General features: G+C 63.1%; 23 protein-coding genes. 12 read left to right on the forward strand and 11 right to left on the reverse strand.

The genetic code is table 11. The features are described from left to right. The first annotated feature begins 267 nt into the window (after positions 1 to 267). Positions 268 to 2,376 carry an ATP-dependent DNA helicase RecG gene (gene recG / locus NMG80_RS22975; RefSeq protein ID WP_254020225.1) on the forward strand — a complete coding sequence of 703 codons (2,109 nt, stop codon included), beginning with the start codon at positions 268 to 270 and terminating at the stop codon, positions 2,374 to 2,376. Here the strand turns inward: recG and NMG80_RS22980 are convergent. The 6 genes from NMG80_RS22980 to NMG80_RS23005 all read right to left on the reverse strand — a co-directional run bounded on the left by NMG80_RS22980 (position 2,328) and on the right by NMG80_RS23005 (position 8,181). Continuing rightward, positions 2,328 to 3,086 carry a DUF502 domain-containing protein gene (locus NMG80_RS22980; protein WP_254020226.1) on the reverse strand — a complete coding sequence of 253 codons (759 nt, stop codon included), beginning with the start codon at positions 3,084 to 3,086 and terminating at the stop codon, positions 2,328 to 2,330. The two genes, recG and NMG80_RS22980, sit on opposite strands and share 49 nt — an antisense overlap. An 80-nt stretch (positions 3,087 to 3,166) precedes the next feature. After that, complete coding sequence (locus NMG80_RS22985; RefSeq protein WP_077383967.1) at positions 3,167 to 3,466, reverse strand: HigA family addiction module antitoxin; 300 nt, start codon at positions 3,464 to 3,466, stop codon at positions 3,167 to 3,169. A gap of 38 nt (positions 3,467 to 3,504) precedes the next feature. Further along, on the reverse strand, positions 3,505 to 3,786 hold the full coding sequence (locus NMG80_RS22990) for a type II toxin-antitoxin system RelE/ParE family toxin (protein ID WP_254020250.1): 282 nt from the start codon (positions 3,784 to 3,786) through the stop codon (positions 3,505 to 3,507). Positions 3,787 to 3,907: 121 nt separating this feature from the next. Continuing rightward, positions 3,908 to 5,731: a glutamine--fructose-6-phosphate transaminase (isomerizing) gene (gene glmS / locus NMG80_RS22995; protein ID WP_254020227.1), complete on the reverse strand. Its 1,824-nt coding sequence runs from the start codon at positions 5,729 to 5,731 to the stop codon at positions 3,908 to 3,910. Between the two features lie 157 nt (positions 5,732 to 5,888). Next, on the reverse strand, positions 5,889 to 7,250 hold the full coding sequence (gene glmU / locus NMG80_RS23000; RefSeq protein WP_254020228.1) for a bifunctional UDP-N-acetylglucosamine diphosphorylase/glucosamine-1-phosphate N-acetyltransferase GlmU: 1,362 nt from the start codon (positions 7,248 to 7,250) through the stop codon (positions 5,889 to 5,891). A 184-nt stretch (positions 7,251 to 7,434) separates the two neighbouring features. Beyond that, the gene (locus tag NMG80_RS23005) at positions 7,435 to 8,181 is read right to left on the reverse strand and encodes a cytochrome c biogenesis CcdA family protein (protein WP_254020251.1); all 747 of its coding nucleotides are present in this window, start codon (positions 8,179 to 8,181) and stop codon (positions 7,435 to 7,437) included. A gap of 174 nt (positions 8,182 to 8,355) precedes the next feature. Here NMG80_RS23005 and NMG80_RS23010 point away from each other — a divergent pair, with 174 nt between their 5' ends. The 8 genes from NMG80_RS23010 (at position 8,356) to rpmG (ending at position 17,737) form a co-directional block, all read left to right on the forward strand. Then, positions 8,356 to 8,733 carry a COG4315 family predicted lipoprotein gene (locus NMG80_RS23010; RefSeq protein ID WP_254020229.1) on the forward strand — a complete coding sequence of 126 codons (378 nt, stop codon included), beginning with the start codon at positions 8,356 to 8,358 and terminating at the stop codon, positions 8,731 to 8,733. Between the two features lie 452 nt (positions 8,734 to 9,185). Beyond that, complete coding sequence (gene topA, locus NMG80_RS23015; RefSeq protein ID WP_254020230.1) at positions 9,186 to 11,825, forward strand: type I DNA topoisomerase; 2,640 nt, start codon at positions 9,186 to 9,188, stop codon at positions 11,823 to 11,825. A gap of 6 nt (positions 11,826 to 11,831) precedes the next feature. After that, positions 11,832 to 14,138, forward strand: coding sequence for a ribonuclease R (rnr, locus tag NMG80_RS23020; protein WP_436798656.1), 2,307 nt, complete (start codon positions 11,832 to 11,834; stop codon positions 14,136 to 14,138). Then, positions 14,138 to 14,590, forward strand: a complete 453-nt coding sequence (locus NMG80_RS23025) for a DUF983 domain-containing protein (RefSeq protein ID WP_254020231.1) — start codon at positions 14,138 to 14,140, stop codon at positions 14,588 to 14,590. The genes rnr and NMG80_RS23025 overlap by 1 nt, the downstream gene beginning before the upstream one ends. 73 nt (positions 14,591 to 14,663) lie before the next feature. Then, a complete protein-coding gene (locus NMG80_RS23030; RefSeq protein WP_254020232.1) occupies positions 14,664 to 15,398 on the forward strand; it encodes an NUDIX hydrolase in 735 nt (244 codons plus the stop codon). Between the two features lie 21 nt (positions 15,399 to 15,419). Next, a complete protein-coding gene (locus NMG80_RS23035; protein WP_254020233.1) occupies positions 15,420 to 16,595 on the forward strand; it encodes an MFS transporter in 1,176 nt (391 codons plus the stop codon). A 105-nt stretch (positions 16,596 to 16,700) separates the two neighbouring features. After that, the gene (locus NMG80_RS23040; RefSeq protein WP_254020234.1) at positions 16,701 to 17,156 is read left to right on the forward strand and encodes a YqfO family protein; all 456 of its coding nucleotides are present in this window, start codon (positions 16,701 to 16,703) and stop codon (positions 17,154 to 17,156) included. Positions 17,157 to 17,569: 413 nt separating this feature from the next. Beyond that, positions 17,570 to 17,737, forward strand: a complete 168-nt coding sequence (rpmG, locus tag NMG80_RS23045; protein WP_006201775.1) for a 50S ribosomal protein L33 — start codon at positions 17,570 to 17,572, stop codon at positions 17,735 to 17,737. 388 nt (positions 17,738 to 18,125) lie between these two features. Here the strand turns inward: rpmG and NMG80_RS23050 are convergent, their stop codons facing one another. Next, the gene (locus NMG80_RS23050) at positions 18,126 to 19,499 is read right to left on the reverse strand and encodes a PleD family two-component system response regulator (RefSeq protein ID WP_254020235.1); all 1,374 of its coding nucleotides are present in this window, start codon (positions 19,497 to 19,499) and stop codon (positions 18,126 to 18,128) included. Positions 19,500 to 19,532: 33 nt separating this feature from the next. Then, complete coding sequence (locus NMG80_RS23055; protein ID WP_281035461.1) at positions 19,533 to 19,889, reverse strand: response regulator; 357 nt, start codon at positions 19,887 to 19,889, stop codon at positions 19,533 to 19,535. A gap of 248 nt (positions 19,890 to 20,137) precedes the next feature. Here NMG80_RS23055 and NMG80_RS23060 point away from each other — a divergent pair, with 248 nt between their 5' ends. Further along, positions 20,138 to 20,437, forward strand: a complete 300-nt coding sequence (locus NMG80_RS23060) for a DUF3572 domain-containing protein (protein WP_254020236.1) — start codon at positions 20,138 to 20,140, stop codon at positions 20,435 to 20,437. Between the two features lie 24 nt (positions 20,438 to 20,461). Here the strand turns inward: NMG80_RS23060 and NMG80_RS23065 are convergent, their stop codons facing one another. Both NMG80_RS23065 and NMG80_RS23070 read right to left on the reverse strand, forming a co-directional pair. After that, entirely contained in the window at positions 20,462 to 21,958 is a 1,497-nt protein-coding gene (locus NMG80_RS23065) for a hypothetical protein (RefSeq protein WP_367185991.1), read from the reverse strand. A gap of 150 nt (positions 21,959 to 22,108) precedes the next feature. Continuing rightward, positions 22,109 to 23,188 (reverse strand): S8 family serine peptidase, encoded by a 1,080-nt coding sequence (locus NMG80_RS23070; RefSeq protein WP_254020237.1) that lies wholly within the window; start codon positions 23,186 to 23,188, stop codon positions 22,109 to 22,111. 483 nt (positions 23,189 to 23,671) lie between these two features. Here NMG80_RS23070 and NMG80_RS23075 point away from each other — a divergent pair, with 483 nt between their 5' ends. Both NMG80_RS23075 and NMG80_RS23080 read left to right on the forward strand, forming a co-directional pair. Beyond that, on the forward strand, positions 23,672 to 24,214 hold the full coding sequence (locus NMG80_RS23075) for an RNA polymerase sigma factor (protein ID WP_254020238.1): 543 nt from the start codon (positions 23,672 to 23,674) through the stop codon (positions 24,212 to 24,214). Then, the gene (locus NMG80_RS23080) at positions 24,211 to 25,002 is read left to right on the forward strand and encodes an anti-sigma factor family protein (protein ID WP_254020239.1); all 792 of its coding nucleotides are present in this window, start codon (positions 24,211 to 24,213) and stop codon (positions 25,000 to 25,002) included. The genes NMG80_RS23075 and NMG80_RS23080 overlap by 4 nt, the downstream gene beginning before the upstream one ends. Positions 25,003 to 25,272: 270 nt before the next feature. Here the strand turns inward: NMG80_RS23080 and NMG80_RS23085 are convergent. Then, a partial coding sequence (locus tag NMG80_RS23085; RefSeq protein ID WP_254020240.1) for a hypothetical protein occupies positions 25,273 to 25,692 on the reverse strand: 420 nt, incomplete at its 5' end.

Here is a 25,692-nt window from a genome sequence, read left to right on the forward strand (position 1 = left end):
TGCAAGGCACCTTGCAAGGCAATGTAAGACGCCCGACAATCAACTTGTAATGATTGCATTCCTTCGCGCCCCCCTCTGTCCTGCCGGACATCTCCCCCACAGGGGGGGAGATTGGCAGCTTCGGCGCCCTGCCTCTTCTCCGTCGTTGGCGATTGGCGAAAGTGGAAGCACAGTCCGATCTTCCCCCTTGTGGGGGAGATGTCCGGCAGGACAGAGGGGGGCGCGAAGGAACTCGGCCCCAACAAAGTCCCGGTTGGCGCGGCGCAAATGAGACCTTCCCTCCTCGATCCGCTGTTTGTCCCGATCACCTCGCTTGCCGGCGTCGGGCCGAAGGTCGGCCCACTGATTGAGAAAGTCGTTCCGGCCGATCTCGGCGACCGAGCGGCGCGTGCCGGCGATCTTCTGTTCGTGCTGCCGCATTCGGTGATCGACCGCCGGAACCGGCCGGGCATCGCCGGTTCGGCCGAGGGCGCGATCGTCACACTGGAAGTACGCATCGATCGCCACCAGCCGCCGCCGCGCGGCAACCGATCGGTGCCGTACCGGGTCTATGCTCATGACGATACCGGCGAGATCGCACTGACCTTCTTCCATGCGCACGCCGCCTATCTCGAAAAAGCGATGCCGGAGGGCGAGCGCGTCGTGGTCTCCGGCCGCATGGAATGGTTCAACGGCCGCCCAACCATGGTTCATCCCGACCACATCGCACTGGCCAGTGAGGCGGAAAACCTGCCGCTGGTCGAGCCGGTCTATCCGCTCACCGCCGGGCTGTCGGGAAAAGTGCTGCGCCGGGCAATCGGCCAGGCGCTCGCTCGCTTGCCGGTGCTGCCGGAATGGCAGGAGGATGAGTTTCTGCGCCGCCGCACCTTTCCCGCCTTCGGCGACGCGCTCGCCCGCATCCACAATCCCGCCGACCCGATCGACGTGTCGGTCGACGGCGCAGCCTGGCGGCGTCTCGCGTATGACGAGTTTCTGGCAGGCCAGGTGTCGCTGGCGCTGGTGCGCGCAAGAGTCCGCCGCCTGTCCGGACGACCGTTGGTCGGGGACGGCCGCTTCGTCGAAAAGCTGCGCGCCGCCCTCCCCTATTTGCTGACCAATTCGCAGGAAATGGCGCTTGCCGAAATCAATGCCGATCTCGGTGACCCCGAACGCATGCTGCGCCTGCTGCAGGGTGATGTCGGCTCCGGCAAGACGGTTGTGGCGCTGCTCGCCATGGCGCGCGCCGTCGAGGCCGGCGGCCAGGCGGCGTTGATGGCGCCGACCGAAATCCTGGCGCGCCAGCATCTTGCGACGATTGCGCCGTTGGCGGAACAAGCCGGCCTCCGCATCGCCATCCTCACCGGCCGCGAAAAGGGCCGCGAGCGCACCGAGACGCTGGCCGGCCTGGCCAAGGGCGGGATCGACATCGTCGTCGGCACCCACGCCCTGTTCCAGCAAACGGTGACGTTCCACGACCTCGTCCTCGCCGTCATCGACGAACAGCACCGTTTTGGCGTCCACCAGCGGCTCGCCATCACCGCCAAGGGCGACGCACCCGACATGCTGGTGATGACGGCGACGCCGATCCCGCGCACACTGGTGCTGACCGCTTTCGGCGACATGGATGTGTCGAAGCTGACGGAAAAGCCGGCCGGGCGCCAGCCGATCCGCACCGTCACCCTGCCCCTCGAGCGGCTCGACGAACTGGTCGGCCGCATGCGCGACGCCGTCGCCGACGGCCAGAAGATCTATTGGATCTGTCCGCTGGTCGAGGAGTCCGAAGAGATCAAGCTGATGTCGGCGGAGGACCGTTTTGCCTCCTTGAAGCCCCTGTTCGGCGACCGGATCGGCCTGGTGCACGGCCGCATGAAGGGCACCGAAAAAGACGAGGCGATGCGCGCCTTCAAGGCCGGCGAGACACGCATCCTGATCGCCACCACGGTCATCGAGGTCGGCGTCGATGTGCCCGATGCGACGATCATGGTCATCGAGCATGCCGAGCGCTTCGGCCTCGCTCAGCTGCACCAGTTGCGCGGCCGGGTCGGTCGCGGCGAAAAACCGTCGTCCTGCGTGCTGCTCTACAAGAATCCGCTCGGCGAGACGGCAACGCGCCGGCTGTCGGTGATGCGCGAGACCGAGGACGGCTTTCGCATCGCCGAGGAGGATCTGAAGCTGCGTGGCGAAGGCGAGTTGCTCGGCACCCGCCAGTCCGGCACGCCGGGCTTCCAGGTGGCGCGCATCGAGGCGCATGCCGACCTGCTCGAAGCCGCCCGCGACGACGCGCGGCTGATCCTGTCGCGCGATCCGGAGTTGCAATCCGAACGCGGCGCCGCCCTTCGCATGCTGCTTTATTTGTTCGGCCGCGACGAGGCGGTGCGGCTCTTGCGCGCCGGTTGAGGCCCGGCATCCACCGGCGGATTGCCGATCTGGCCGCCGATCGATTTGCCGTTCAAGGTTACCATATTCGTCTTGACCGCCGGCGCCACCAGGCCTGCCGAAACGATCAGCTTGGCGCCGTCCTCGATCGTCATGTCGAGCAGCACGATATCGGATTTCGGCACATACATCAGGAACCCAGTGGTCGGGTTGGGGGTGCACGGCATGAAAACCGCGATCAGCGGATCACCTTCCTGGTCGAGCTTCTGGTTGATCTCGGTTTCCTTCTCGCTGGCAACGAAGACCAGCGACCAGACGCCCTTGCGCGGGTATTCGACCAGCCCGACCTGGCGGAACATGTCGCCCTTGTTCGACAGTACGGTCTCGAAGATCTGCTTCAGCGAGCCGTAGATGCCGCGCACCAGCGGCATACGGCCGAGCAGGCGCTCGCCGAACAGGACGATGGCGCGGCCGACGATATTGGCGGTCATGAAACCGATCAGGGTGATCAGGATCAAGGCAACGATCAGGCCGAATCCCGGAACCGGCGCCGGCAGATAGCTATCGGGGTTGTAGCGCGCCGGAATATAGGGTTTTACCCAGGAATCGACCCAGCCGATGAACGACCAGGCGATGTAGGCGGTGATCGCCAGCGGCGCGCAGACGACAAAACCTGTCAGGAAGTAATTCCGCAGCCGGGTCATGCCTGAGGTCTTGGGAGCATCGGACATGGTTCACCGCAGCACTGGTTGCGGCGCAACATTAATGAACCGCATTCGGCTTTGGAACTGCGAATTTTTTAAAAGTTCAACTATGCCGCGACTTCCAGCGGTTCGATCTTCTCGAGCTCGGGTGCGAGTTTCCTTGCCTCGGTTTCGAGCTCATAGGCCTGCTGAAAATTCATCCAGAATTCGGGCGTGGTGTTGAAGAACCTGGCGAGGCGAAGAGCGGTATCGGGAGTCAAGCCGATCTCTTCCTTGGCAATGCGTTCGATACGGGTGCGAGGAAGATTGAGCTTCTTCGCCAGCGCACCAGCACTCATGCCAAGCGGGAGGAGATATTCCTCGCGCAGGAATTCTCCGGGGTGAATGGGACGTGCGAACTTGAGCATAGTTCGGATACCTTTTGTGGTTGTGGGCAAGTGCCCGCTCAATGGTAGTCGACAATCTCCACATCCTCGGCGCCAGCATCGGTCCATTTGAAGCAGATGCGCCATTGGTCGTTGATACGGATAGAATGCTGCCCAGCTCTGCTCCCTTTCAGGGCTTCAAGGTAGTTTCCGGGTGGCGACCGGAGGTCATTCAGTTGGGCGGCATTGGCGATGGCACGAAGACGACGTTCGCCACGGGTAACCAAATCGGGTGGAAAACCTTTCGGCGCCTTCCCCTCGGCAACCGCTTCCACCGCCTTGCCTTTGTACGAAACAATCAATTTCTGCCCCTCGTCACGTATCATACATTGATACACGAGGGGCGCGCAAGAAATACGTATCAATAACTGATACTAACTATCACCGGGAACCTATCGGTAGCTGGTCGAAACTTGCCAGTCCCTATTCCACAGTCACCGATTTCGCCAGGTTGCGCGGCTGGTCGACGTCGGTGCCCATGAACACCGCGGTGAAATAGGCCAGCATCTGGATCGGCAGCGCGTAAATGATCGGCGAGATGATTTCCGGCACGTCCGGCAGCACGATCGTCTCCATCGTCTTCACGGTGGCGTGCGCGGCACCCTTGCTGTCGGTGATCAGGATGATCTTGCCGCCGCGCGCCGCCACTTCCTGCATATTCGACACGGTTTTCTCAAAAATGCGGTCATGCGGGGCAATGACGATCACCGGCATGTTCTCGTCGACCAGCGCGATCGGCCCGTGCTTCAGCTCGCCGGCAGCATAGCCCTCGGCATGGATATAGGAGATTTCCTTGAGCTTCAGCGCGCCTTCCATGGCCAGCGGGAAATTGGTGTCACGGCCAAGATAGAGCACGTTCTTGTAGTGCGAGAGGTCGCGCGCAACCTTCTCGATCTGGCCGTCGAGTTTCAGGACCTGGTTGGCGTAGCGTGGCGCTTCCGACAGCTGGCGGACCAGCGTCGTTTCCTGTTCCGGCGAAATCGTTCTGCGCGCCACCCCGGCCCGCACGGCAAGCGAGGCCAGCACCGACAATTGACAGGTGAAGGCCTTGGTCGAGGCGACACCGATCTCCGGCCCGGCCAGCGTCGGCAGGATGACGTCGGATTCGCGCGCCATCGTCGATTCGCGGACATTGACGACCGCGCCGATCTTCATCCCGGCCTTGCGGCAATAGCGCAGCGAGGCCAGCGTGTCGGCGGTCTCGCCCGATTGCGAGATGAAGAAGGCAGCGTCTGTCTTCGACAGCGGCATCTCGCGGTAGCGGAATTCCGAAGCGACATCGATGTCGACCGGCAGCCGCGCATAGCGCTCGAACCAGTATTTGCTGATCAGGCCGGCCAGATAGGCAGTGCCGCAGGCCGAAATCGCCAGCCGGTCGATTTTGGCGAAATCGAACGGCAGGTCGAGCGGCTTCGAGACGCCGCCAACGAAATCCACATAATGCGCCAGCGTGTGCGAGATCACTTCGGGCTGTTCATGGATTTCCTTCTCCATGAAATGGCGCCGGTTGCCCTTGTCGACCATGAAGCTGGTGCTGAGCGACTGCTGGCGCTTGCGGTCGACCTTGTTGCCGTCCATATCGAAGATGGCGACGTCGTTGCGGCGCACAACCGCCCAGTCGCCGTCCTCCAGATAGGTGATCGAATTGGTGAAGGGGGCAAGCGCGATGGCATCGGAGCCCAAAAACATCTCGCCATCGCCATGGCCGACGGCCAGCGGCGGGCCGTTGCGCGCGCCGACGATGAGATCCTCGTCTCCCCTGAACATGATGGCCAGCGCAAAGGCGCCTTCCAGCCGCTTCAACGCCTGGTGCGCGGCCTCGACCGGCTGCAGGCCGCTGGCCAGTTCGCGCCCCACCAGATGTGCGACGACCTCAGTATCGGTCTGCGATGAAAATGTGTAGCCGTCGCGCATCAGCTCGTCGCGCAATTCGGCGAAATTCTCGATGATGCCGTTGTGGACGATGGCGACGCCGTCGGAAAAATGCGGATGCGCATTGGTCTCGTTGGGCACGCCATGCGTCGCCCAGCGCGTGTGGCCGATGCCGATCATGCCGTCGAGCGGTTCGTCCTTCAGCCGGCGTTCGAGATTGATCAGCTTGCCCTCGGCGCGGCGACGCGCCAGCTTGCCGTTCTCGACGGTGGCGACGCCGGCCGAATCATAACCGCGATATTCGAGCCTTTTCAGCGCATCGACGATCCGTGGCGCGACCGGCGAGTGACTGACAATTCCGACGATACCGCACATAGACGTTGCCCCGATTCCGGCATGAAAACCCAGCGCCATTTAGGGTTGGCCGGGCTGCCGCGAAAATCACATTGCGTTTCGTTCCGTATCAGCCGGAACGGTTCTGCACAGATGCACCATGACAGGGCGCGCTTGCAATCCGGTTACCGCAATCAGGCTAGCCTTTTTTCCGGGCCGCCGCGGCCGAAGCAAAACGCTCGCGCAATTCCTTGCCCTTGCCGGGCAGCGTCCTCTGGCGGGCACGGCCGAAGGCCAGCCCATCGTCGGGCACGCTTTCAGTGATCACACTGCCCGAAGCGACGTAGCCGCCCTTGCCGATTGTGACAGGCGCCACCAGCGACGAATTCGAGCCGACGAAGGCGCCCTCGCCGATATCGGTGAAGAACTTCGAGTACCCGTCATAGTTGCAGGTGATGGTTCCAGCGCCGATATTGGCGCCGGCGCCGACACGGGCATCGCCGATATAGGTCAGGTGATTGACCTTGGCGCCCTCTTCGATAACAGCCTGCTTGACCTCGCAGAAATTGCCGACCTTGGCCTTTTGCCGGAGATCGGAACCCGGCCGCAGCCGCGCGTATGGGCCGACATCACAGTTGGAGGCGATAGTAGCGCCTTCAATATGGCTGAAGGCATGAATCTTGGCGCCCGTGGCGATTGTCACGCCCGGCCCGAACCAGACATTGGGCTCGACGATCGTATCGGCGCCGATCTCAGTATCGTATGAAAAGTACACGGTTTCCGGCGCGATCAGCGTTACCCCGGAGAGCATGGCTTCGCGCCGCCGGCGCCCCTGCCAGATGCCTTCGGCCGCGGCGAGTTCGGCACGGTTGTTGATGCCGAGCACATTCTCGAAGCCGGCTTCTGCGGCGATGACGTCAAGGCCTTGCCCGCCGGCGATCTCGACGATGTCGGTGAGGTAATATTCGCGCTTGGCGTTGTTGTTGCCGACCTGATCGAGCAGCGTCAGAGCGTGCTTGCCGGCAACCGCCATCAGACCGCCATTGCACAAGGTGATTTTCGTCTCCTCGTCGGTGCAGTCCTTTTCCTCGCGGATGGCGATGAGCTTGCCGCCCTTTTCGATCAGCCGGCCATAGCCGGACGGATTTGAGGTGCGGAAGCCGACCACAACGACGGCAGCGCCTTCAGCCAGCTTCAGGCGCGCAGCAACCAGCACCTCCGGATCGATCAGCGGCGTATCGCCGAACATCACCAGGATGTCGTCGTAGCCCTTTGAGATCGCATCGCGAGCCGCCAGAACGGCATGCGCCGTGCCGAGCCGCTTGTCCTGGACGAAAATCTCCGCCTTCGGCGCGAACTTTTGCGTGGCCTTGCGCATCTCGTCCGCGCCATGGCCGATCACCAGCGCCAGATCACCGCTGCCTGCGGCTTCCGCAGCTTTGACGACATGAGCGACCATCGGCAGGCCGGCGATCGGGTGCAGCACTTTTGGCACAGCGCTTTTCATGCGCGTGCCCTCGCCGGCGGCGAGGATGACGGACAGGCAGGTTCTCTGGCTCATGGAATGCGACCATATGAAAAGGGTTGGGGATCAAGGCATGTCTAGCCCGGAATCTCACTAGCACTGGCGCCATGCTGCACCAATGCGGTTAAATTCCGGTGAGACGGTTGTGCTGCTGACTCTTAATCAGCGGGTCCACAGTTCGATCCTGTGCATGTGCTTCGGCTTCTGAACAGGCAGCACGCTAACCCAGTTGCCCAAGCACCGGAAAGGTCTCCAGCAGCCAGTAGGACGCGGCCTGCACGCCACCGGTCAGGAAAAACACGCCGGCGACGACCAGCAGCGCGCCCATCGCCTTTTCGACACGGCCGAGATGGACGCGGAATTTTGCGAGAAAGCGCATGAAGGCGCCGGAAAACAGCGCCGCGATCAGGAACGGTATGCCGAGGCCGAGCGAATAGGCGGCGAGCAGAGCCGCGCCCTCGCCCACCGTCTCGCGGCCGCCGGCCAGCGTCAGGATCGGTCCCAGCACCGGTCCGATACAGGGCGTCCAGCCGAAGGCGAAGGCCAGTCCCATGACGTATGCGGCAACGATACTGGCCGGCTTGCCCTGCGACTGGAAGCGCGCCTCACGCGACAGCAGCGGGATGCGCAATATGCCGAGGAAATTCAGCCCCATCAGGATGATGAGCACGCCGGCGGCCATCGCCAGCGGCTCCTGCCAGACGCGCAGCAGCCGGCCGATGGTCGAGGCGCCGGCGCCCAGCGCCACGAAGACGGTCGAGAAGCCGAGAACGAAGGCGATCGAGGCATAGAGCAGCGCGCTGCGTGCGTCGGCCTTGGCCGCGACGCCGGCATTGCCGCGGAAATCCTCGACCGACACGCCGGCCATGTAGCAGAGATAGGGCGGCACCAGCGGCAGCACGCAAGGCGACAGGAACGAGATCGCCCCCGCCCCGACCGCGCTGACATAGCCGATATCCAATGCCATTTCCCGAACCCCAACTGTATCGGCGCCGATATAGCGGCGCGCGGGCTTGTCCGCCAATCACCATTGCGTGGCAAGTTGCCGCCTCGCATCGAGGAAGAAACGACACGCCAAGCGCGTTGATGCAACGAGGCCGCGGCTTTCCGCGCGCTTCTCGATCATATCAGGGAGAGCGTCATGAAATCGATCACAGTTGGGCTGGCGGTGCTTTTGCTCGGCACCGCCACCTCCTATGCCGCCGAAGCGTGGAAAGAAGCCGATGTCGGCGGCACCAAGATATACACCGATGCCAACGGCATGACCCTTTACACCTACGACAAGGACGAGATGGGCAAGTCGAACTGCTACGACAAATGCGCCGCCAATTGGCCGCCGCTGAAGGCTGAGGCCGACGCCAAGCCCGAGGGCGAATGGACAATCGTCGACCGCACCGACGGCACCAAGATGTGGGCCTATGAAGGCAAGCCGCTCTACACATTCATCAAGGACAAGAAGGCCGGCGATGTGACCGGCGACGGCGTTGGCGGCGTCTGGCACATCGCCAAGGCCGACTAGCCCCGAACCTCATCCCCGCCTTGACCGGCGGGAAATCCCTGGCTGCCGCGTAGCCCTGCAGGCCTCCCGGCGGCCAGCTTCTGGTGCTGTCCCGCTGGACACACGAGCCCCACTCGCCACGCCAGTCTCGCCCGCCAGCGTCGTCTCATCATGCCGGGCGTCCCTCAGCTGGGGCTGGCGCGTGATCGATGTTTCTCTTATATCCGCAGAAGATTTTGTCCCGTTTTCCGGGAATCATGCCGGCTTGTCCAACGAGAGGGCAGCCGCTCCCCTTATCTGGGATTACGGATATCACATGATGCGCCCTTGGGTTGCGCGCTCAATGCAGGACTGCATTTTGGCCGCTTCCCCTTGACCGGACGCAAAAGCGCGGCCATGTGAGCGACAATTATACGAGATTTCGTCGCGCGCAGCGGAATTCTTCTGCCGCACCACAGCTGATATGAGACCTCATGGACGTCGTCGTCGTCGAATCGCCGGCCAAAGCGAAGACAATCAACAAGTATCTTGGAAAGAACTACAAGGTCCTGGCCTCGTTCGGCCACGTCCGCGATCTGCCGGCCAAGGATGGCTCGGTGCGTCCGGACGAGGATTTTGCCATGTCCTGGGCTGTCGACACCGCCTCGAGCAAACGTCTTGCCGACATCGCCAAGGCGGTTAAGGACGCCGACGGCCTGATCCTCGCCACCGATCCGGACCGTGAGGGCGAAGCCATTTCCTGGCATGTCCTGGAAGTGCTGAAGCAGAAGCGCGCGCTGAAGGACAAGCCAGTCAGCCGCGTCGTCTTCAACGCCATCACCAAATCGTCGGTGCTGGAAGCGATGGCCAATCCGCGCCAGATCGATGCGCCGCTGGTCGACGCCTATCTCGCCCGCCGCGCGCTCGACTATCTCGTCGGCTTCACCCTGTCGCCCGTGCTGTGGCGCAAGCTGCCGGGCGCCCGCTCCGCCGGCCGCGTCCAGTCGGTGGCACTGCGCCTCGTCTGCGACCGCGAATTGGAAATCGAGCGCTTCATCCGCGAGGAATACTGGCAGATCGCTGCAATTCTCGGCACGCCGCGCAAGGAAAATTTCGAGGCGCGGCTGACCGCCTTCGATCGCAGGAAGCTGCAAAAGCTCGACATTGCGAATAAGGCGCAGGCCGAGGACATCAAGGCGATGCTCGAAGGCGCGACCTTCAAGGCGCTGTCGGTCGAAGCCAAGCCGACCAGGCGCAATCCCGGCCCGCCCTTCACCACCTCGACGCTGCAGCAGGCCGCCTCCTCGCGCCTCGGCTTTTCGGCCACTCGCACCATGCAGGTGGCGCAGCGGCTCTATGAAGGCATGGACATCGGCGGCGAGACCACCGGCCTGATCACCTATATGCGAACCGACGGCGTGCAGATGGCGCCCGAGGCGATATCAGCCGCGCGCGATGCGATCGCCAAGGAGTTCGGCCCAAAATACCTGCCAGAAAAGCCGCGCCAATACACCACCAAGGCCAAAAACGCCCAGGAAGCGCACGAAGCGATCCGCCCGACCGATTTCATGCGCACGCCGGCTTCGGTCAGGCAATATCTCGATGCCGACCAGGCGCGGCTTTACGAGGTAGTGTGGAAACGCGCCATCGCCAGCCAGATGCAGCCGGCCGAGATCGAGCGCACCACCGTCGAGATCGAGGCAGTCAACGGCGCCCGCACCGCGGAACTCCGCGCCGTCGGTTCGGTCGTTCGCTTTGACGGTTTCATTGCCGCCTACACCGACCAGAAGGACGAGGATGCGGAAGACGAGGAAGACCGCCGTCTGCCCGAGATCCGTGCCGGCGAACAACTCGACCGTGAGGCGATCAACGCCACCCAGCACACCACCGAACCGCCGCCGCGCTATTCGGAAGCCTCGCTGATCAAGAAGCTGGAAGAGCTCGGCATCGGCCGGCCGTCGACCTACACGGCGATCCTGAAGACGCTCGAGGATCGCGACTACGTCACCCTGGACAAGCGCAAGCTGTTGCCGCAGGCCAAGGGCCGGCTGTTGTCGGCCTTCCTCGAAAGCTTCTTCGAGCGCTATGTCGAATATGATTTCACCGCCTCGCTCGAGGAAAAGCTCGACGAGATTTCCGACGGCAAGCTCGCCTGGAAGGATGTGCTGCGCGATTTCTGGAAGGATTTTTCCGGCGCCGTCGCCGACATCAAGGAGTTGCGCGTCACCGACGTGCTCGACGCCCTCAACGAGGAACTGGCGCCGCTGGTGTTTCCCGCGCGCGAGGACGGTTCGAACCCCCGGATCTGCCCGAAATGCGGCACCGGCAACCTGTCGCTGAAGCTCGGCAAATTCGGCGCCTTTGTCGGCTGCTCGAACTATCCCGAATGCTCCTTCACCCGCCAGCTCGGCGACGCCGCCAACCCCAATGCCGAAAACGGCAATGGCGAGGACGGCACCAAGGTGCTGGGCAAAGACCCCTACACGGCGGAGGAAATCACGCTACGCAGCGGTCGTTTCGGCCCCTATATCCAGCGCGGCGACGGTAAGGAAGCCAAGCGTTCAAGCCTGCCCAAGGGCTGGACAGTCGATTCGATCGACCACGAAAAAGCCCTCGCCCTGCTGTCGCTGCCGCGCGACGTGGGCAAGCATCCGGAATCCGGCAAGATGATCTCGGCCGGGCTGGGGCGCTACGGCCCGTTCGTGCTGCATGACGGCACCTACGCCAATCTCGACAATGTCGAGGACGTGTTCTCGATCGGTCTCAACCGCGCCGTGTCGGTGATCGCCGAGAAGCAGTTGAAAGGGCCCGGCGGTCGCAATGGCGGCACGCCCGCCGCCTTGAAGGAACTTGGCGAGCATCCGGCGGGCGGCGGCAAGATCGTCGTGCGTGACGGCAAATACGGGCCCTATGTCAATTTCGGCAAGGTCAATGCGACGCTGCCTAAGGGCAAGGACCCTCAGTCGGTGACGATTGAAGACGCGGTGGCGCTGATTGCCGAGAAGGAAGCCAAGGGCGGCAATGGCGGCAGAAAGCCCTTCCGCAAAGCGGCCGCACCTGCCAAAACGCCTGCGGCCAAAAAACCGGCGGCCCAGAAAGTGGCGGCCAAGAAAGTGGTTAACAAAAAGGGATAGTGCATCGTGGCGCGCAGGGTATCCGGAAGAAGTCATGGCGATCTGCGCACCGCCGACACCAGGGCCAAGGTTAAGGACGATTACCGGCCGTCCCGCGACGAGATCCTGCGCTACATCGCCGAAAATCCGGATCGCTCGGGCAAACGCGACATCGCCAAGGCGTTTGCGCTGCGCGGCGACGACCGTATCTGGCTGAAGGACGTTTTGCACGACTTGCAGGATGAGGGCCTGCTGACCAAGGAGCGCAAGCGGCTCGCCCGCGTCGGCGCCCTCGCCCATGTCGCCGTGCTCGACATCTTTGGCCGCGACGCCGACGGCGTGCTGCTGGCGCACCCAACCGAAGCGGTGGGCAACGGCGAGCCTCCTGTAATAGCGATCCGCGTGTCGCGCGGCGGCGGCGGCCCGACACCGGGCATTGGCGACCGCGTGCTGGCCAAGACCTTTCCAACCGATGACCCGTCCGGCCCTGCCTATACCGGGCGGGTGATGAAGATCTTCGAGAAGCGCACCGATGCCGTCCTCGGCGTTTTTCGCGTGCTGCAGGACGGTACCTTCCGCATCGAGCCTGTCGAAAGACGCCAGCCGGAGCTGGTCGTCGACAAGGAATTCCAGAACGGCGCCAAGAACGGCGATCTGGTCGAGGTCGAGCCGGCGCGGGCCTCCCGCTACGGGCTGCCCAGGGCCAAGGTGCTGGCGGTGCTGGGTTCGCTAACCAGCGAAAAAGCGGTCTCGATGATCGCCATCCACGCGCACGACATTCCGCATATTTTCCCGGCAGACGTCATCGCCGAGGCGGAAGCGGTCAAACCGGCGACGCTGGCCGGCCGCGAAGATTGGCGCGAGCTGCCGCTGGTCACCATCGATCCGGCCGACGCCAAGGACCATGACGACGCCGTGTTCGCGACATCGGATCCGGACGAGAAGAACCCCGGCGGCGTGGTCGTTACTGTGGCGATTGCCGATGTGGCCGCCTATGTGCGCTATGGCACCGCGCTCGACCGCGAGGCGCTGAAGCGCGGCAATTCGGTCTATTTCCCGGATCGCGTCGTGCCGATGCTGCCGGAGCGCATCTCCAACGACCTTTGTTCGCTGCGTGAAGGCCAGGACCGCCCGGCGCTTGCGGTCCGCATGACCTTCTCGGCCGATGGCCGCAAGCTCAGGCATTCGTTCCACCGCATCATGATGAAATCGGCGGCAAAGCTAGCCTATCCCCAGGCGCAAGCCGCGATCGACGGCGCGCCGGACGACAAGACCGGTCCGATCCTCGACACGGTGCTGAAGCCGTTATGGGATGCCTACGCCGTCGTGAAGCGCGGTCGTGAGACGCGCCAACCGCTCGAGCTCGAACTGCCGGAGCGGAAAATCCTGCTCAAGCAGGACGGCACCGTCGACCGCGTCGTCGTGCCGGAGCGGCTCGACGCGCACAAGCTGATCGAAGAATTCATGATCCAGGCCAATGTCGCGGCCGCCGAGACGCTGGAGGCGAAACGACAGGCGCTGGTCTACCGCATCCATGACGCACCTTCGCTCGCCAAGCAGGAATCGCTGCGTGAATTCCTGCAGACGCTTGGCCTGTCGCTGGCGCGCGGCGCGCAGATGCGGCCGGACCAGTTCAACGGCATTCTGGATCGCGTCCGCGGCGCCGACCATGAGGGGCTGGTCAACGAGGTGGTGCTGCGCACGCAGATGCAGGCCGAATATTCGCCCAGCAATATCGGCCATTTCGGCCTCAACCTGAAGCGCTATGCGCACTTCACCTCGCCGATCCGCAGATATGCCGACCTGATCGTGCATCGCGGGCTGATTGCCGCGCTCGGCTTCGGTGCAGGCGGACTGACGCAGGATGAAGCGGAGCGGCTGGAAGAAGTTTCTGCGCTGATCTCAGCCACCGAGCGCCGCGCCATGGCCGCCGAGCGCGACACGGTCGACCGGCTGATCGCCGCCTATCTCGCAGAGCGTGTCGACGAGCATTTCGATGCACGCATTTCGGGCGTCACCAAATCGGGACTATTTGTCCAATTGCCGCAGTATGGCGCAGATGGTTTCATTCCGGTGTCAAGTCTCGAGGGCGATTACTATATATACGACGAAACTGCCCGATCGCTTTTCGGAGAACGCACCGGCAAGGGCTATCAGCTTGCCGACCGCGTCGAGGTTCGCCTGATCGAGGTGGCGCCTATGGCCGGCGCGATGCGTTTCGAGATGCTGACCGACCCAAAGCCGCTACCCGGCTCCAAACGGTCGTTTCACAAGGCCAAGGGCCGCGCCCGTGCGTCGCAATCGCGTCCAGGCTCGCGCGGCAGGAGACGGTAATGCCAAGCGATCTGAAAGTGAACGAACAGGTTTTCGGCGGCGAACATCAGTCGGGCCGGATCGCCCGCCCGCTGTGGACGGCGATGAAGCGTGGCGCGCTTGGCCGCTGCCCGCATTGCGGCGAGGGAAAGCTGTTTCGCGCCTTCGTCAAGACCGTCGATAAATGCGATCATTGCGGCGAGGAGCTTCATCACCACCGCGCCGACGACCTGCCGGCCTACCTGGTGGTGGTCATCGTCGGCCACATCGTGCTCGGCGCCTTCATGGGTGTCGAAGCGACCTCCACTCTGTCCACCTGGCAGCACATCGCCATCTGGGTGCCGCTGACCATCCTCATGGCGATCGTCTTGCTGCAGCCGGTCAAGGGTGCCGTCATCGGCCTGCAATGGGCGTTCTATATGCACGGCTTCGGCGGGGAAGAAGATCTGATCGAGTCGCATCCCGAGGCTTGAAACCGAGGCTGGCGCAAATCGGCATGGCTGAACGCCACTTTCGCATCGGAGAAGATTCCGCTAGGTCGTGCGCATGGACCTTATGACCAAGGCGGAAGTCGACAAGGTTGAGCCGATCGCGCTCGACGCCAAGCCCATACGCCCGCGCGACGCCGCGACGCTGATCCTGCTCGACCGCAAGGGCGCCGAGTTCCTGGTGCTGATGGGCAGGCGCCACGCCCGTCACGCCTTCATGCCGGGGAAATTCGTCTTTCCCGGTGGCCGTACCGATCCGGCCGACAGCCGAATTCCCGTCGCTACAGCGCTGCACCCTGAGGAACAGGCGAGGCTGACCGCCGGCGTCGGCCGCACCAGCCCGGCCCGCGCCCGCGCCATCGCCCTGTCGGCGCTTCGCGAGACCTATGAAGAAGCCGGCCTGCTGATCGGCCAAAAGGGCGCCTTCGCCACGACCAGGCGCGATTGGCGGGGTTTTGCCGAGCACGGCGTAAGACCCTCGCTGGAAGCGCTGCGCTTCATCGCGCGCGCCATCACGCCGCCCAACCGGGTGCGGCGCTTCGACACGCGCTTCTTCAGCGCCTGGCGCGAAGACGTCGCCGTGGAGCTGCCGGACGGCGGTCCGACCAACGAGCTGGAAGAACTGGTCTGGCTGCCGCTCGCCAAGGCCAGAGAAGCTGATGTGCCCGACATCACCAGGGCTATCCTGGAGGAGCTGGAAAAGCGGCTCGTCGACGATCCGCTGCTGCGCCCAGGTGGTTCCGTGCCGTTCTACCGGCTTGTCCGAAATCGCTTCGTTCGCGAAATTCTGTAGAGCATAGAGTATTCAGATCCCATGACGGTCGATACCCAGCAAGAGATCGAGGAACGCGTCCATTGGCTGCCGATGATCGCGGCGATCTCGTCGATAAGCGTCGTCGGCATCGCCATCGGCCTCGGCATGCCGCTGCTCAGCGTCATTCTCGAAACGCGCGGCCATTCGGCGTCGATGATCGGCTTCAACACCGCTGTCGCCGGTCTCGCCTCGATCGCCGGCGCACCGCTCGCCACCCCGCTCGCGATGCGGTTCGGCGTCGCCAGGACGATGCTCGCCATGATCGCCACGGGAGTGCTGGCCTTTGTCGGCTTCCATTTCGCACCGGACTTCTGGATGTGGTTTCCGCTGCGCGTCCTGCTGCACATCGCGCTGACGGTGCTTTTCATCCTGTCGGAATTCTGGATCAGCACATCAGCGCCGCCGCGCCGGCGCGGTCTCGTCCTCGGCATCTATGCCACGGTGCTGTCGCTCGGCTTTGCCGCCGGGCCGTGGCTGTTCGCCCAACTCGGCAGCGCCGGCTTCCTGCCCTTCGGCGTCATCATGGCGCTGGTGACGCTGGCCGCCATTCCAGTTCTGGCGGCACGCAACGAGAGCCCGACGATCGTCTCCAACGGCGAAACCAGCAACTTCCTGCGCTACATCTGGTTGGTGCCGACGGCGACCGCTGCGGTGCTGGTGTTCGGCGCGGTCGAGACCGGCGGCTTTGCGTTGTTTCCCGTCTATGGCAACCGCATCGGCTACTCCGAGGCCGATGCCGCCCTCCTGCTCACCATGATCGGCCTCGGCAACGTACTGCTGCAGATCCCGCTCGGCATGGTCAGCGACCGTGTCAGCGACCGCCGTTATCTGCTTCTGGCATGTGCAATCATCGGGCTTGCCGGCACCATCTTCATGCCGCACTTCGCGCAGGACTGGCATCTGATGGCGGCGCTTCTGTTCGTCTGGGGCGGCGTCGTCGCTGCCATGTACACGATCGGGCTGGCCCATCTCGGCTCGAAGCTTTCCGGCCACGACTTGGCCTCGGCCAACGCTGCCTTCGTGCTCTGCTATGGTGTCGGCATGGTGCTCGGCCCGCAGGCGATCGGCATCGGCATGGACCTTTTCGGCCCCTCCGGCTTCGGCTGGGCGCTCGGCATGTTCTTCGCCTTCTATATCGCGCTGGTCGGCGCCAGGCTCGTCCGAAAAATCCTGTAGAAAGACCCGATCGATGCCTCAGGTGGCGCAAGGCTGCTGACATAACCGTGTCAGCAGCACCTGGGTAGATTGTCAGCAACACGCCACGAATGTGAGGATGCCACCATGATCGACTCCGGGTTTGAAACGAAATCGCTGCGGATGGAATTGCTGCTGCTTGTGACCTTCCAGGCGCCGGCTTCCGATGTCGACCGTATCATGGAAGCGGTGGTCGCGATCGCCCCGCTCACCATGGGCAAATACGACAGCAATGCCTACCAATCGGCGCACGGCATCGAGCGCTACCGGGCGCTCGAAGGTGCGGCTGCAGGCGCCGAGACGGAATTGCGCCGACGGCCGGGCACGGTGGAAGTGTCGTTCGAACTGCCCGACGACCAGGCGTTGGCCGCCCGCATTGTCGAGGCGATCTTCCAGGCCCACAGCTACCAGGAGCCGGTGATCCGCATTCAGCCGATCCTCGCCAGCCGTTCCAAGGGATTGGACGACCGCTCCAACCCGAACCGCTGGTGGAACACCACGGGGGACTGGAAGAAGGTCGCCCCAGTTAAGGAAGATGCATAGAATCGCCCTGCCTTTCGGCGTTGGTGTTTGGCGAAAGCCGCCATGACGGCCAATCTCCCCCCTTGCGGGGGAGATGTCCGCCAGGACAGAGGGGGTGGGAAGGATCGCCAACTTTGACTTGACCCCATTCCCAACCGGAGACCTGCCTGAGGGTTTGGCTGTGATTGGTTGACAGGTTGGAGGGACAGTCCCCCCTCTGCCCTGCCCGGCATCTCCCCCGCAAGGGGGGAGATCGACAGATTCGCCGGCGGCGCCACGATCGGCAGCGGGTCTGAAGCGATTGCCCCGATAACGAACCTTCACGGCCTTGACTTTCCGGGTGCGTTGTTTATGTGTCGCGCCAAGTTTCCCGCGTCCGGGTGTTTTCCCGTGCTCCAGCGGCCAAGACTCCACGAACACAATGGACTGATACAATGGCCAAAGCCGCAAACATCAAGATCAAGCTTCTGTCGACCGCCGACACCGGTTTCTTCTACGTCACCAGCAAGAACAGCCGCACCAAGACCGACAAGCTGTCGTTCCGCAAATACGATCCGGTCGCCAAGAAGCACGTCGAATTCAAGGAAACCAAGATCAAGTAATCTGCTTTCCTGCTCTAAACAAAAACGCCGCCCCTGTGGGCGGCGTTTTTGTTTTCAAAGGTTCAAAGAATTCAGAGTTTCCAATGCTTGGCGCAGAGTCTTGATGTCATTTTGAGAAGGGGGCCGGTCGGCGTTTGGCAGCGGTACGAGGAGGCCACTATGTGCCAGCGCCGGCCGGCCGACCCCACGGACCCAGGAGATGCGGCGGACCTGAATCATGGGGTATTCTTCGGATCGACCCGGCGATCTACCCTCGCGCCGGTTCCGTCATTGGCCTGCACATTTGCGCAACGGCCTGTGAAAATCAACAATTTCTTAACCAAGCCCGGCGAATCGCTTGCGTTAAGGTAAATTCATAACCCTGTCACATCGACTGGATAATCGGACCTTACGCCGCCTTGGCGACGACCCGGTTGCGGCCGGCGCTCTTGGCTTCGTAGAGCGCGAGGTCGGCCCGCTTCATCAGCCCGGCAACCGAGTCGACGCCCTTCAGCACCGACGACACGCCGACGCTGACGGTAACCTCGATCGTCTTGCCGTCGTCACCGACGGCAAACGGCATATGGGCGATCTCGGCGCGAATACGCTCTGCGACCTTTTCGGCGACCGCGCCGTCCGTGTCCGGCATCACCACGACGAACTCCTCGCCACCGAAGCGGCAGGCGAGATCGATGCCGCGCACATTCTTGCGTAGCCGTCGCGCGAATTCGCGCAGCACCTCGTCGCCGCCGTCATGGCCATGCGCGTCGTTGATGGTCTTGAAGCGGTCGAGATCGGTGATCATCACCGACAGAGGGCGCCGCCGCGCTACGGCGCGGTCGAACAATGTCTGCAGATGGCTGTCGAGGTAACGGCGATTTTGCAATCCCGTCAGCGCGTCGGTGACCGCCATCTCGATGGTCTGGGTGACGCTGGCGCGCAGCTGGTCGTTGTAACGCTTGCGGCGCACCTGCGTGCGCAGCCGAGCGGTTAGCTCCTGCTGGTCGATCGGCCGCATCAGGAAATCGTTGATGCCGAGCTCGAGGCCGCGGACGATGCGCCCCTCCTCACCCTGCTCCGCCAGAAGGATGATCGGCACGAAACGGGTGCGATCGAGCGAACGCAGTTGCGAGCAGAGCCTGAGCGGATCGAAATCGGCAAAACCCGTCGAGATCATCACGCATTCATAAGGCGTCTCGGCGGCCTGGAAGAAGCCGGCATGCGGATCGGTGGCGATGTCGAGGTCGGCGCTGCCGCGCAGCATTTTCTGGACGCGCTCAAAGGAGGATTTGCGCTCGTCGATCAGCAGAACCTTCGGCGTGGTGTCCGCGGATGCGAAGTTGCGGCTCAACAGCTCCTCGATGCCGATATTGCGCGTGGTCGAGGCGCGCAGGCGCAGCTCATCGGTCAAAGTCTTCAGCCTGACCAGGCTTTTGACGCGCGTCATCAATTGCAGATCGTTGACTGGCTTGGTCAGAAAATCGTCCGCACCGGCCTCAAGGCCGCGCACCCGGTCCGAAACCTGGTCGAGCGCGGTGATCATGACGACAGGGATGTGCGACGTCGCCGGATCGCTCTTCAGCCGGCGGCAGACCTCGAGCCCGTCCATATCAGGCATCATCACGTCGAGCAGCACGACATCGACCTTGCCGTTTTCGCAGGTCTCGATCGCGTCAGGCCCGTTGGTGGCGGTCAGCACCTCGAAATATTCGGCAAGCAGCCGGACCTCGAGCAGCCTGACATTGGCAGGGATGTCGTCGACGACGAGGATCCGTGCAGTCATCTCATAAAGCTCCGGCTCGGCTGGAAGGGCGCATCAGGCGTCGCCCAGGTAGGATTTGATGGTTTCGATGAAACGCGGCACCGAGATCGGCTTGGAAATATAGGCTTCGCAGCCACCCTGGCGGATACGCTCCTCATCGCCCTTCATCGCGAATGCGGTGACGGCAATGACCGGGATGACATGGAGGTCGTCGTCCTCCTTCAGCCATTTGGTCACTTCCAACCCCGACACTTCGGGCAGCTGGATGTCCATCAAAATGAGGTCCGGCCTGTGCAGTCGCGCCAGATCCAGCGCTTCCAGACCGTTGCGCGTGCGTACCGTCTCGTAACCGCTCGCTTCGATGAGGTCCCGAAAGAGCTTCATGTTGAGCTCATTGTCCTCGACGATCATGACCTTCTTAGGCATCAAATTCCCGTCCCGGCATGCCCTCCGCTCGAAGGATGCCGCCATGCGCCCTCGCCGGTACGCACCAAACCCTGCTCGACTCTACCGCGAGATCATTGACGAAACGGAAACCGGCTGCCGGAAAAGCTTCGGATTTCACCGCGAACTCCGCATTGCAGAGACAGATGGCTTGCCGCAGGCGACGCTTGCGATTACTGCCAAAAGAGACTCATTCCACCCACAAGAAGGTAGTGATGGCAAACCCAGGGTCAATGCGCGAGGAAGCGGAAACCATTGCCGTGAAGGCATTGGCCTTCGTCGCCGCCGATCCGGAACTTCTGCCCCGCTTCCTGGCGATCACCGGCATCGAGGCGCATTCGATTCGCCAGGCGGCTGGCGAGCCGGGATTCCTGGCCGGCGTGCTGCAGTTCATCCTCGCCCACGAGCCGACGCTCATGCGGTTCGCCGCGGAAACCGGCACGCCGCCGGCTTCCGTCGGCAGGGCGCTGCGGGCGCTGCCGCTTGGCGACGACGATCATGAGCATTCGATATGAGCGACGATCGGGTCGCCAAAGCGCCTACGGCGTCGTTTCTTCTTCGCTGTCGTCGCCGTCATCATTCGCAACCGGATCGGCCGGCTTCACCATGACACCATTGACGGTGACCGAACCGTCCGGCTTGCCGTTGACGACCCATTCGATGCGGCCGTCCGGCAGCGTCTTGCCGAATCCCTTGATCGCAAGCGCCACCGGCACATATTGCGCGGCTTCCGGCTCCGACTTCGCTGCAGCCTGCAGGCTTTCCACAATCTTATCATAGCCTGCGATATCGATGGTCACATGGGCCTCGGGCTTCATGCCGGCGAACGTCATCTCGCCTTCCATCGCGATTTCCATGTCGCCGCTTTTCACCGTGCTGTGGCCGATGACAAATTTCGGCATCTTGATCTTGGCCATGAAATCGGCGGTCAAGGTGTCGCCGAAGTCGGCCGGCAGCGGTGGATTCTTGTTCAGATCAAAGGCTTCGATCGCCTTCTTCGCCATGCTGTCGAGATCGATATTGGCGCCGCCGAAATTCAGACTGACATCGGTGGGCAGCAGTGCCGTGCCCCAGGCGGGCACAAGATTGTGAGGGATCTTCAGTCCCGCGGCCCTGATCGAATAGTTGATTGCTCCGTTCTGGGCGATGCCGTCGGTCCCGAAGCCTGTGTCCAGCTCAGTCGCACCGAAATGCCCGACCGGGCTTTCGACAGTGAGATCCTTGAACCCGTAGGTTCCGTCGATCCGCTCCCACAGCGGCAGCGCGGCGAGCAAGAGCGATTTGAGCTGCGCCTGGTTGGCCTTCAGTCTGGCCTCGTCTTCATTGGCGACGGCAAATGCCAGCAGATCGAGAAGCGGCTTGGTCCGCACGCCTTTGCCGGTCGCGTTCACCGACAGCTTTGGCGATTTGATCGTGAGCGGGAATTTCAGTCCGCTTTTTGGGTCGTCAAAATCAAGCGCTTCGGCGAAATCGGCGACCGTCTGCGTCGCGGTGAAATCCACGCCGCCATTCGCAGCTTTGCTTGCGTTCATGGTGGCAGTACCGGCGCCGGTGCTCACCTCCGCACGCTGCATGGTGTCCCGGGATTTCATCGTCATCCCGGCCATCGAGTGTGTGGCGCTGGTGAAAGCCGCCAGTTCGGGATCGTAGACGCCGGAAAACTTGCCGTCTGTAATCGAGAACTGCATGCTCTGCGGGCCCTCTGGCCCCTTGAACTCGAAGGACCCGCTTTGCGACACATCCGCCGAGACGCTCCATGTCCCGTTGCTCGGCTTGACCAGCAGTGCGTAGGGGCTGAAGTCGAACTTGAAGGAATGCTGCGCCGCCAGCAGGTCCACGACAGGTTTGAGATCGACAGCGAGTTTGTAAGCGTCGCCTTCCACGGAAACCTTCAGGAGACCGCGGTCGATCGCCTGCTTGCCGACATAGCGGGACAGATTTTCGGAGAGCTGCTTCGCACCCTCGCTGTCAACGGTCTGGCCGAATGCGGGCGCGCTGAGCGCCATGACAAAGACGGCCGGCAGAACACGCTTCACGCAGAATCTCCGTTGCTATTCTTGTGATAAAAACGCCAACCGCAACCGTAAGCGGAAACGGACGAGGTGCAATCCCTCCTTGGCGCTAGAAGCCGATTTGTAGTGATCCTTCGCGCCCCCGGCTGTCCCTCCGGCATCAACAGTGAAGCTTCACGTCGCCTTCTTCGGCGTGACGACGCAAGCGGCGCGGGCATTGAGCAGGCCCCAGCCGAAGACGGCGTCCTTGCCCGGCGCGCCGAGATCTTCCGCCGACTTGCCGAGCGCGTCATGAATGTCGGCTGCGGAGGCGTTGCTGTTTGCCGATTTCATCAACGCCGCTGCGGCGGCAACAAATGGCGCCGCGAAGGACGTGCCGGTCTTCGGCCGTGCGCCGCTGACCGACGCGGCCGTCCACACCTCGACGCCGGGGGCGGCCAGGTCGATATGCTGGCCGCGGCCGGCACGCCTGTAGGGGCGTTTCATGCGGTCAACCGCCGTCACCGCGATCACTTCAGCGTAGGCCGCCGGATAGGCAGGCCCGGCTTTCGGGCCGCCATTGCCGGCGGCGGCGACGATCACCATGCCGCGTTGGGAGAGTCTTCGGACAACCTGCTCGAGAAGCGCATTCGCAGGACCCGACAGGCTCATATTCGTCACCTGCACGCCGCGCGCCGAAAGAAGATCGAGCGCGCGAAGCAGATCGTAGGCGTCCGAGCGGTCATCCTGCCGATCGCCCCGATGAAACGCATCGACCGCGATGAGCCTGGCGTGCGGCAGCAGGCCGGGAGTACGGCTGTCAGCGCCGCCGACAAGCAGGGCCGCGACGGCGGTGCCGTGCTGGCGGCCGGACTCGGGAACGCCGTCGTCCGACAGGCGAAGAACTTCGACCCGGCCTTTCGCGAAGGCGGCATGCGCAGGATTGATCGCCGTGTCGATAAGGCCGATCGTGACATTGCCACCGCAGCCGGCTGGCAGTCCGGTACCGGCCGGCCAGCCGATCAGGCCCGCGGCGGCGCAGTGCGGCCCGGCACATTCGGCTTCCTGTCCAGGCCGGTAGTAATGCACGAAATCTGCCGTCGACTGCGGAGCGGCATCGATGACAAGATCCCGCGCAGCCTCCAGCGGCATATCGGCTGGAATGCGCAGCCGAATCAGCTCCGATCCAAGAAGCTGAATGTCGGCACGGTCCAGTACGGTGAAGCCGGTTGCCTGAAGCCGACCGATCTCAGCCGAACTCAGCCCGGTTGCCACGATCTGGTCCGGTGCCCGAGACGGCAAAGGGAGGGCTGGCCGTTGCGCACGCCTGCCGCTGCGCCTTGGCGGGCGCGGAAGAAACCGATCCGTCAGCGTGCGAAACAGGTTCGGACCGGTCGATCGGCGGGATGTCGTTCGCGACCCACCAGACGAAGCGCCGGATTGACTCCCGTCATCACCACCGTCATCGTCGCCACCATCGTCACCGCCACCGTCGTCATCGGCGAACGCCGAGCTTGGTCCGAACTCGCCGAGCCTCAGCTGGCCGCTCGGCGCCTGAGGATCGACGAGCAATGCGACGGCGACCCAGAAAAGCAGCAGGGCTTTTGGTCTCAACCAGGAGGTGGCGCGCATAGTCTCCCTCACATTCCGGCCCGTCGCCGATTTTCAACATCGCGAGGCTAGCGGAGCTATCCGGCAATAAGCTAGCCTTTGCGAGGAACGGGCGCGGGGCCGCCTTATTCCAGAACTTGGAGCAACATGCCGGAAAAAGCCGACCGCGTCCAAGATCAGCTTGTCGCTTTTCTCCCGAATCTGCGCCGGTTCGCGATTGCGCTGTGCCGGTCCCGCGACATCGCGGACGATCTTGTCCAGCGCGCCTGCGAACGGGCGCTCACCAACGAGCAGCGTTTCGAGCCAGGGACGCGCTTCGACGCGTGGATGTTCAAGATTCTGAGAAATCTGTGGATCGACGACATCCGCAAGCGCAAGGTCGCCGGCCCGCAGGACGATATCGACGAGCGCCATGACATCGCCGGCGTTTCCGTCGAGCGCGAAGTGGAGGCGCGGCTGGCGCTGAACAGCGTGGCGCAAGCCATAGGCGAACTCGCCGCCGACCAGCGCGACGTGCTGCTTCTGGTCTGTGTCGAAGAGCTTTCCTACAGGCAAGCCGCGGAAGTCCTCGCCGTGCCGATCGGGACGGTGATGAGCAGGCTGGCCCGAGCGAGGAAGAATCTGGCGGAGGCGACTGGAATATCTTCGGCGCCCACCCGTTATCCGGTCACAAAAGGGACTGCGAAATGACCGAAGAGACTTTTTCGGATGAGATCCTGATGCGGTTCGCCGATGGTGAGCTTGATCCGGACATGGTCGCCAGGATCGAGCAGGCGATGGAAACGGACGACCGTCTGGTTGCCAGGATTGCTGTGTTCATCGAAACCAGAGCGCAGGCGCATGCGGCGCTGAAGCCGCTGCTCGACGAGCCGGTTCCCGAAAAACTTGTCGCGGCCGTCGAGCAGATGATCGAGGCCAAGCGTGCCGGCGAGAAAGCGGCGGCGGCATCGATATTGCCCTTCGGCAGCGGGCGCGTAGCAGGGCCTGCTTCGAGGTCTCGATGGATGCTGCCAATTGCCGCCTCACTCGCGGCAGCCGTTGTCGGCGGGCTCGCCGGGTATTGGGCAGCAGCCACCAACGAACGCGCGCAGGGCGGCTTGTGGGTAGCTGGCGTCATCAGGCCGGCCCTGGCCCAAGCCCTTGAGACGGTCGAGTCCGGCAAGGAAATCAAACTCGCCGGGATCAGCGACCGGTTCCGGGCTATCGCTACGTTCCGTAACGATGCGCAGGATTTGTGCCGCGAATTCGAGGTCGACTCGCAGGACCGCTCCACGGTGGTGTCGGTCGCCTGCCGTTCCGGCGACGAATGGCGCGTCAGCTTCGCGGTCGTGGCGCCGGGCGACGCCGGAGGCTATGCCCCGGCCTCGTCGGCCGAAGCCCTCGACGCCTATCTTTCGGCGATCGAAGCAGGCGCTCCGATGTCAGCCGAGGAGGAAATCCAGGCGCTGACGGAGGTCCGTCGGAAGGACCGGAAGTGAAACTGCGACGGCCCGGCTTGCTCTGAATGAATCCAACTTTCTTTGAATGGAATAAAGCCGGAGATCGCCCGTTACTCCGCCGGGCCGCATTTGCCGGTCCGGTCTGAAACAAGGAGTAACTACCATGGCAAGACACTGGAAACTCAAGTCGGCACTGGTCGCAGGAATGGCAGCGCTCGCGGGCACCGCAGCGCAGGCGAAGGAGTATCCCGCGGCGGCGCCGGAAAGCGAGCGTCCGCCGGCCGCAATGACCAGCCAAAGCGACGGTGCCTACATCGTCGCTGGCAACAGCTCGTCAAATTCGAGCTCCAATTCGTCGTCCAACGGTTCGTCGAATTCCAGCTCTAATTCGTCGAGCAATTCGAATTCGAACTCATCGTCGAACTCCAGCTCCAATTCGTCGAGCAACTCGAATTCGAACTCATCGTCGAACAGTTCCTCCAACTCCAACTCGAACGGTTCGGATCGCGGGTGGTCGCGCAACTGGCGGCGTTGACGTCGGCCGGGCGATAGAGCGACGGCGCGCTTCGACTTGAAACCCGCCGCTCTAAACAATCCACGGAGAAACGGGGGCCAGCCGGCCCCCGTTTCGCATTCGCTGGCGATTGGCGTAGAACCTTTGATGGCGGAGAGACAGCGCCCCCCTCTGTCCTGCCGGACATCTCCCCCACAAGGAGGCCTTTGCACAGA

It is taken from the genome of Mesorhizobium escarrei (genome assembly GCF_935825525.1).
In the GTDB taxonomy this organism is placed as follows: Bacteria; Pseudomonadota; Alphaproteobacteria; order Rhizobiales; family Rhizobiaceae; genus Mesorhizobium; species Mesorhizobium escarrei.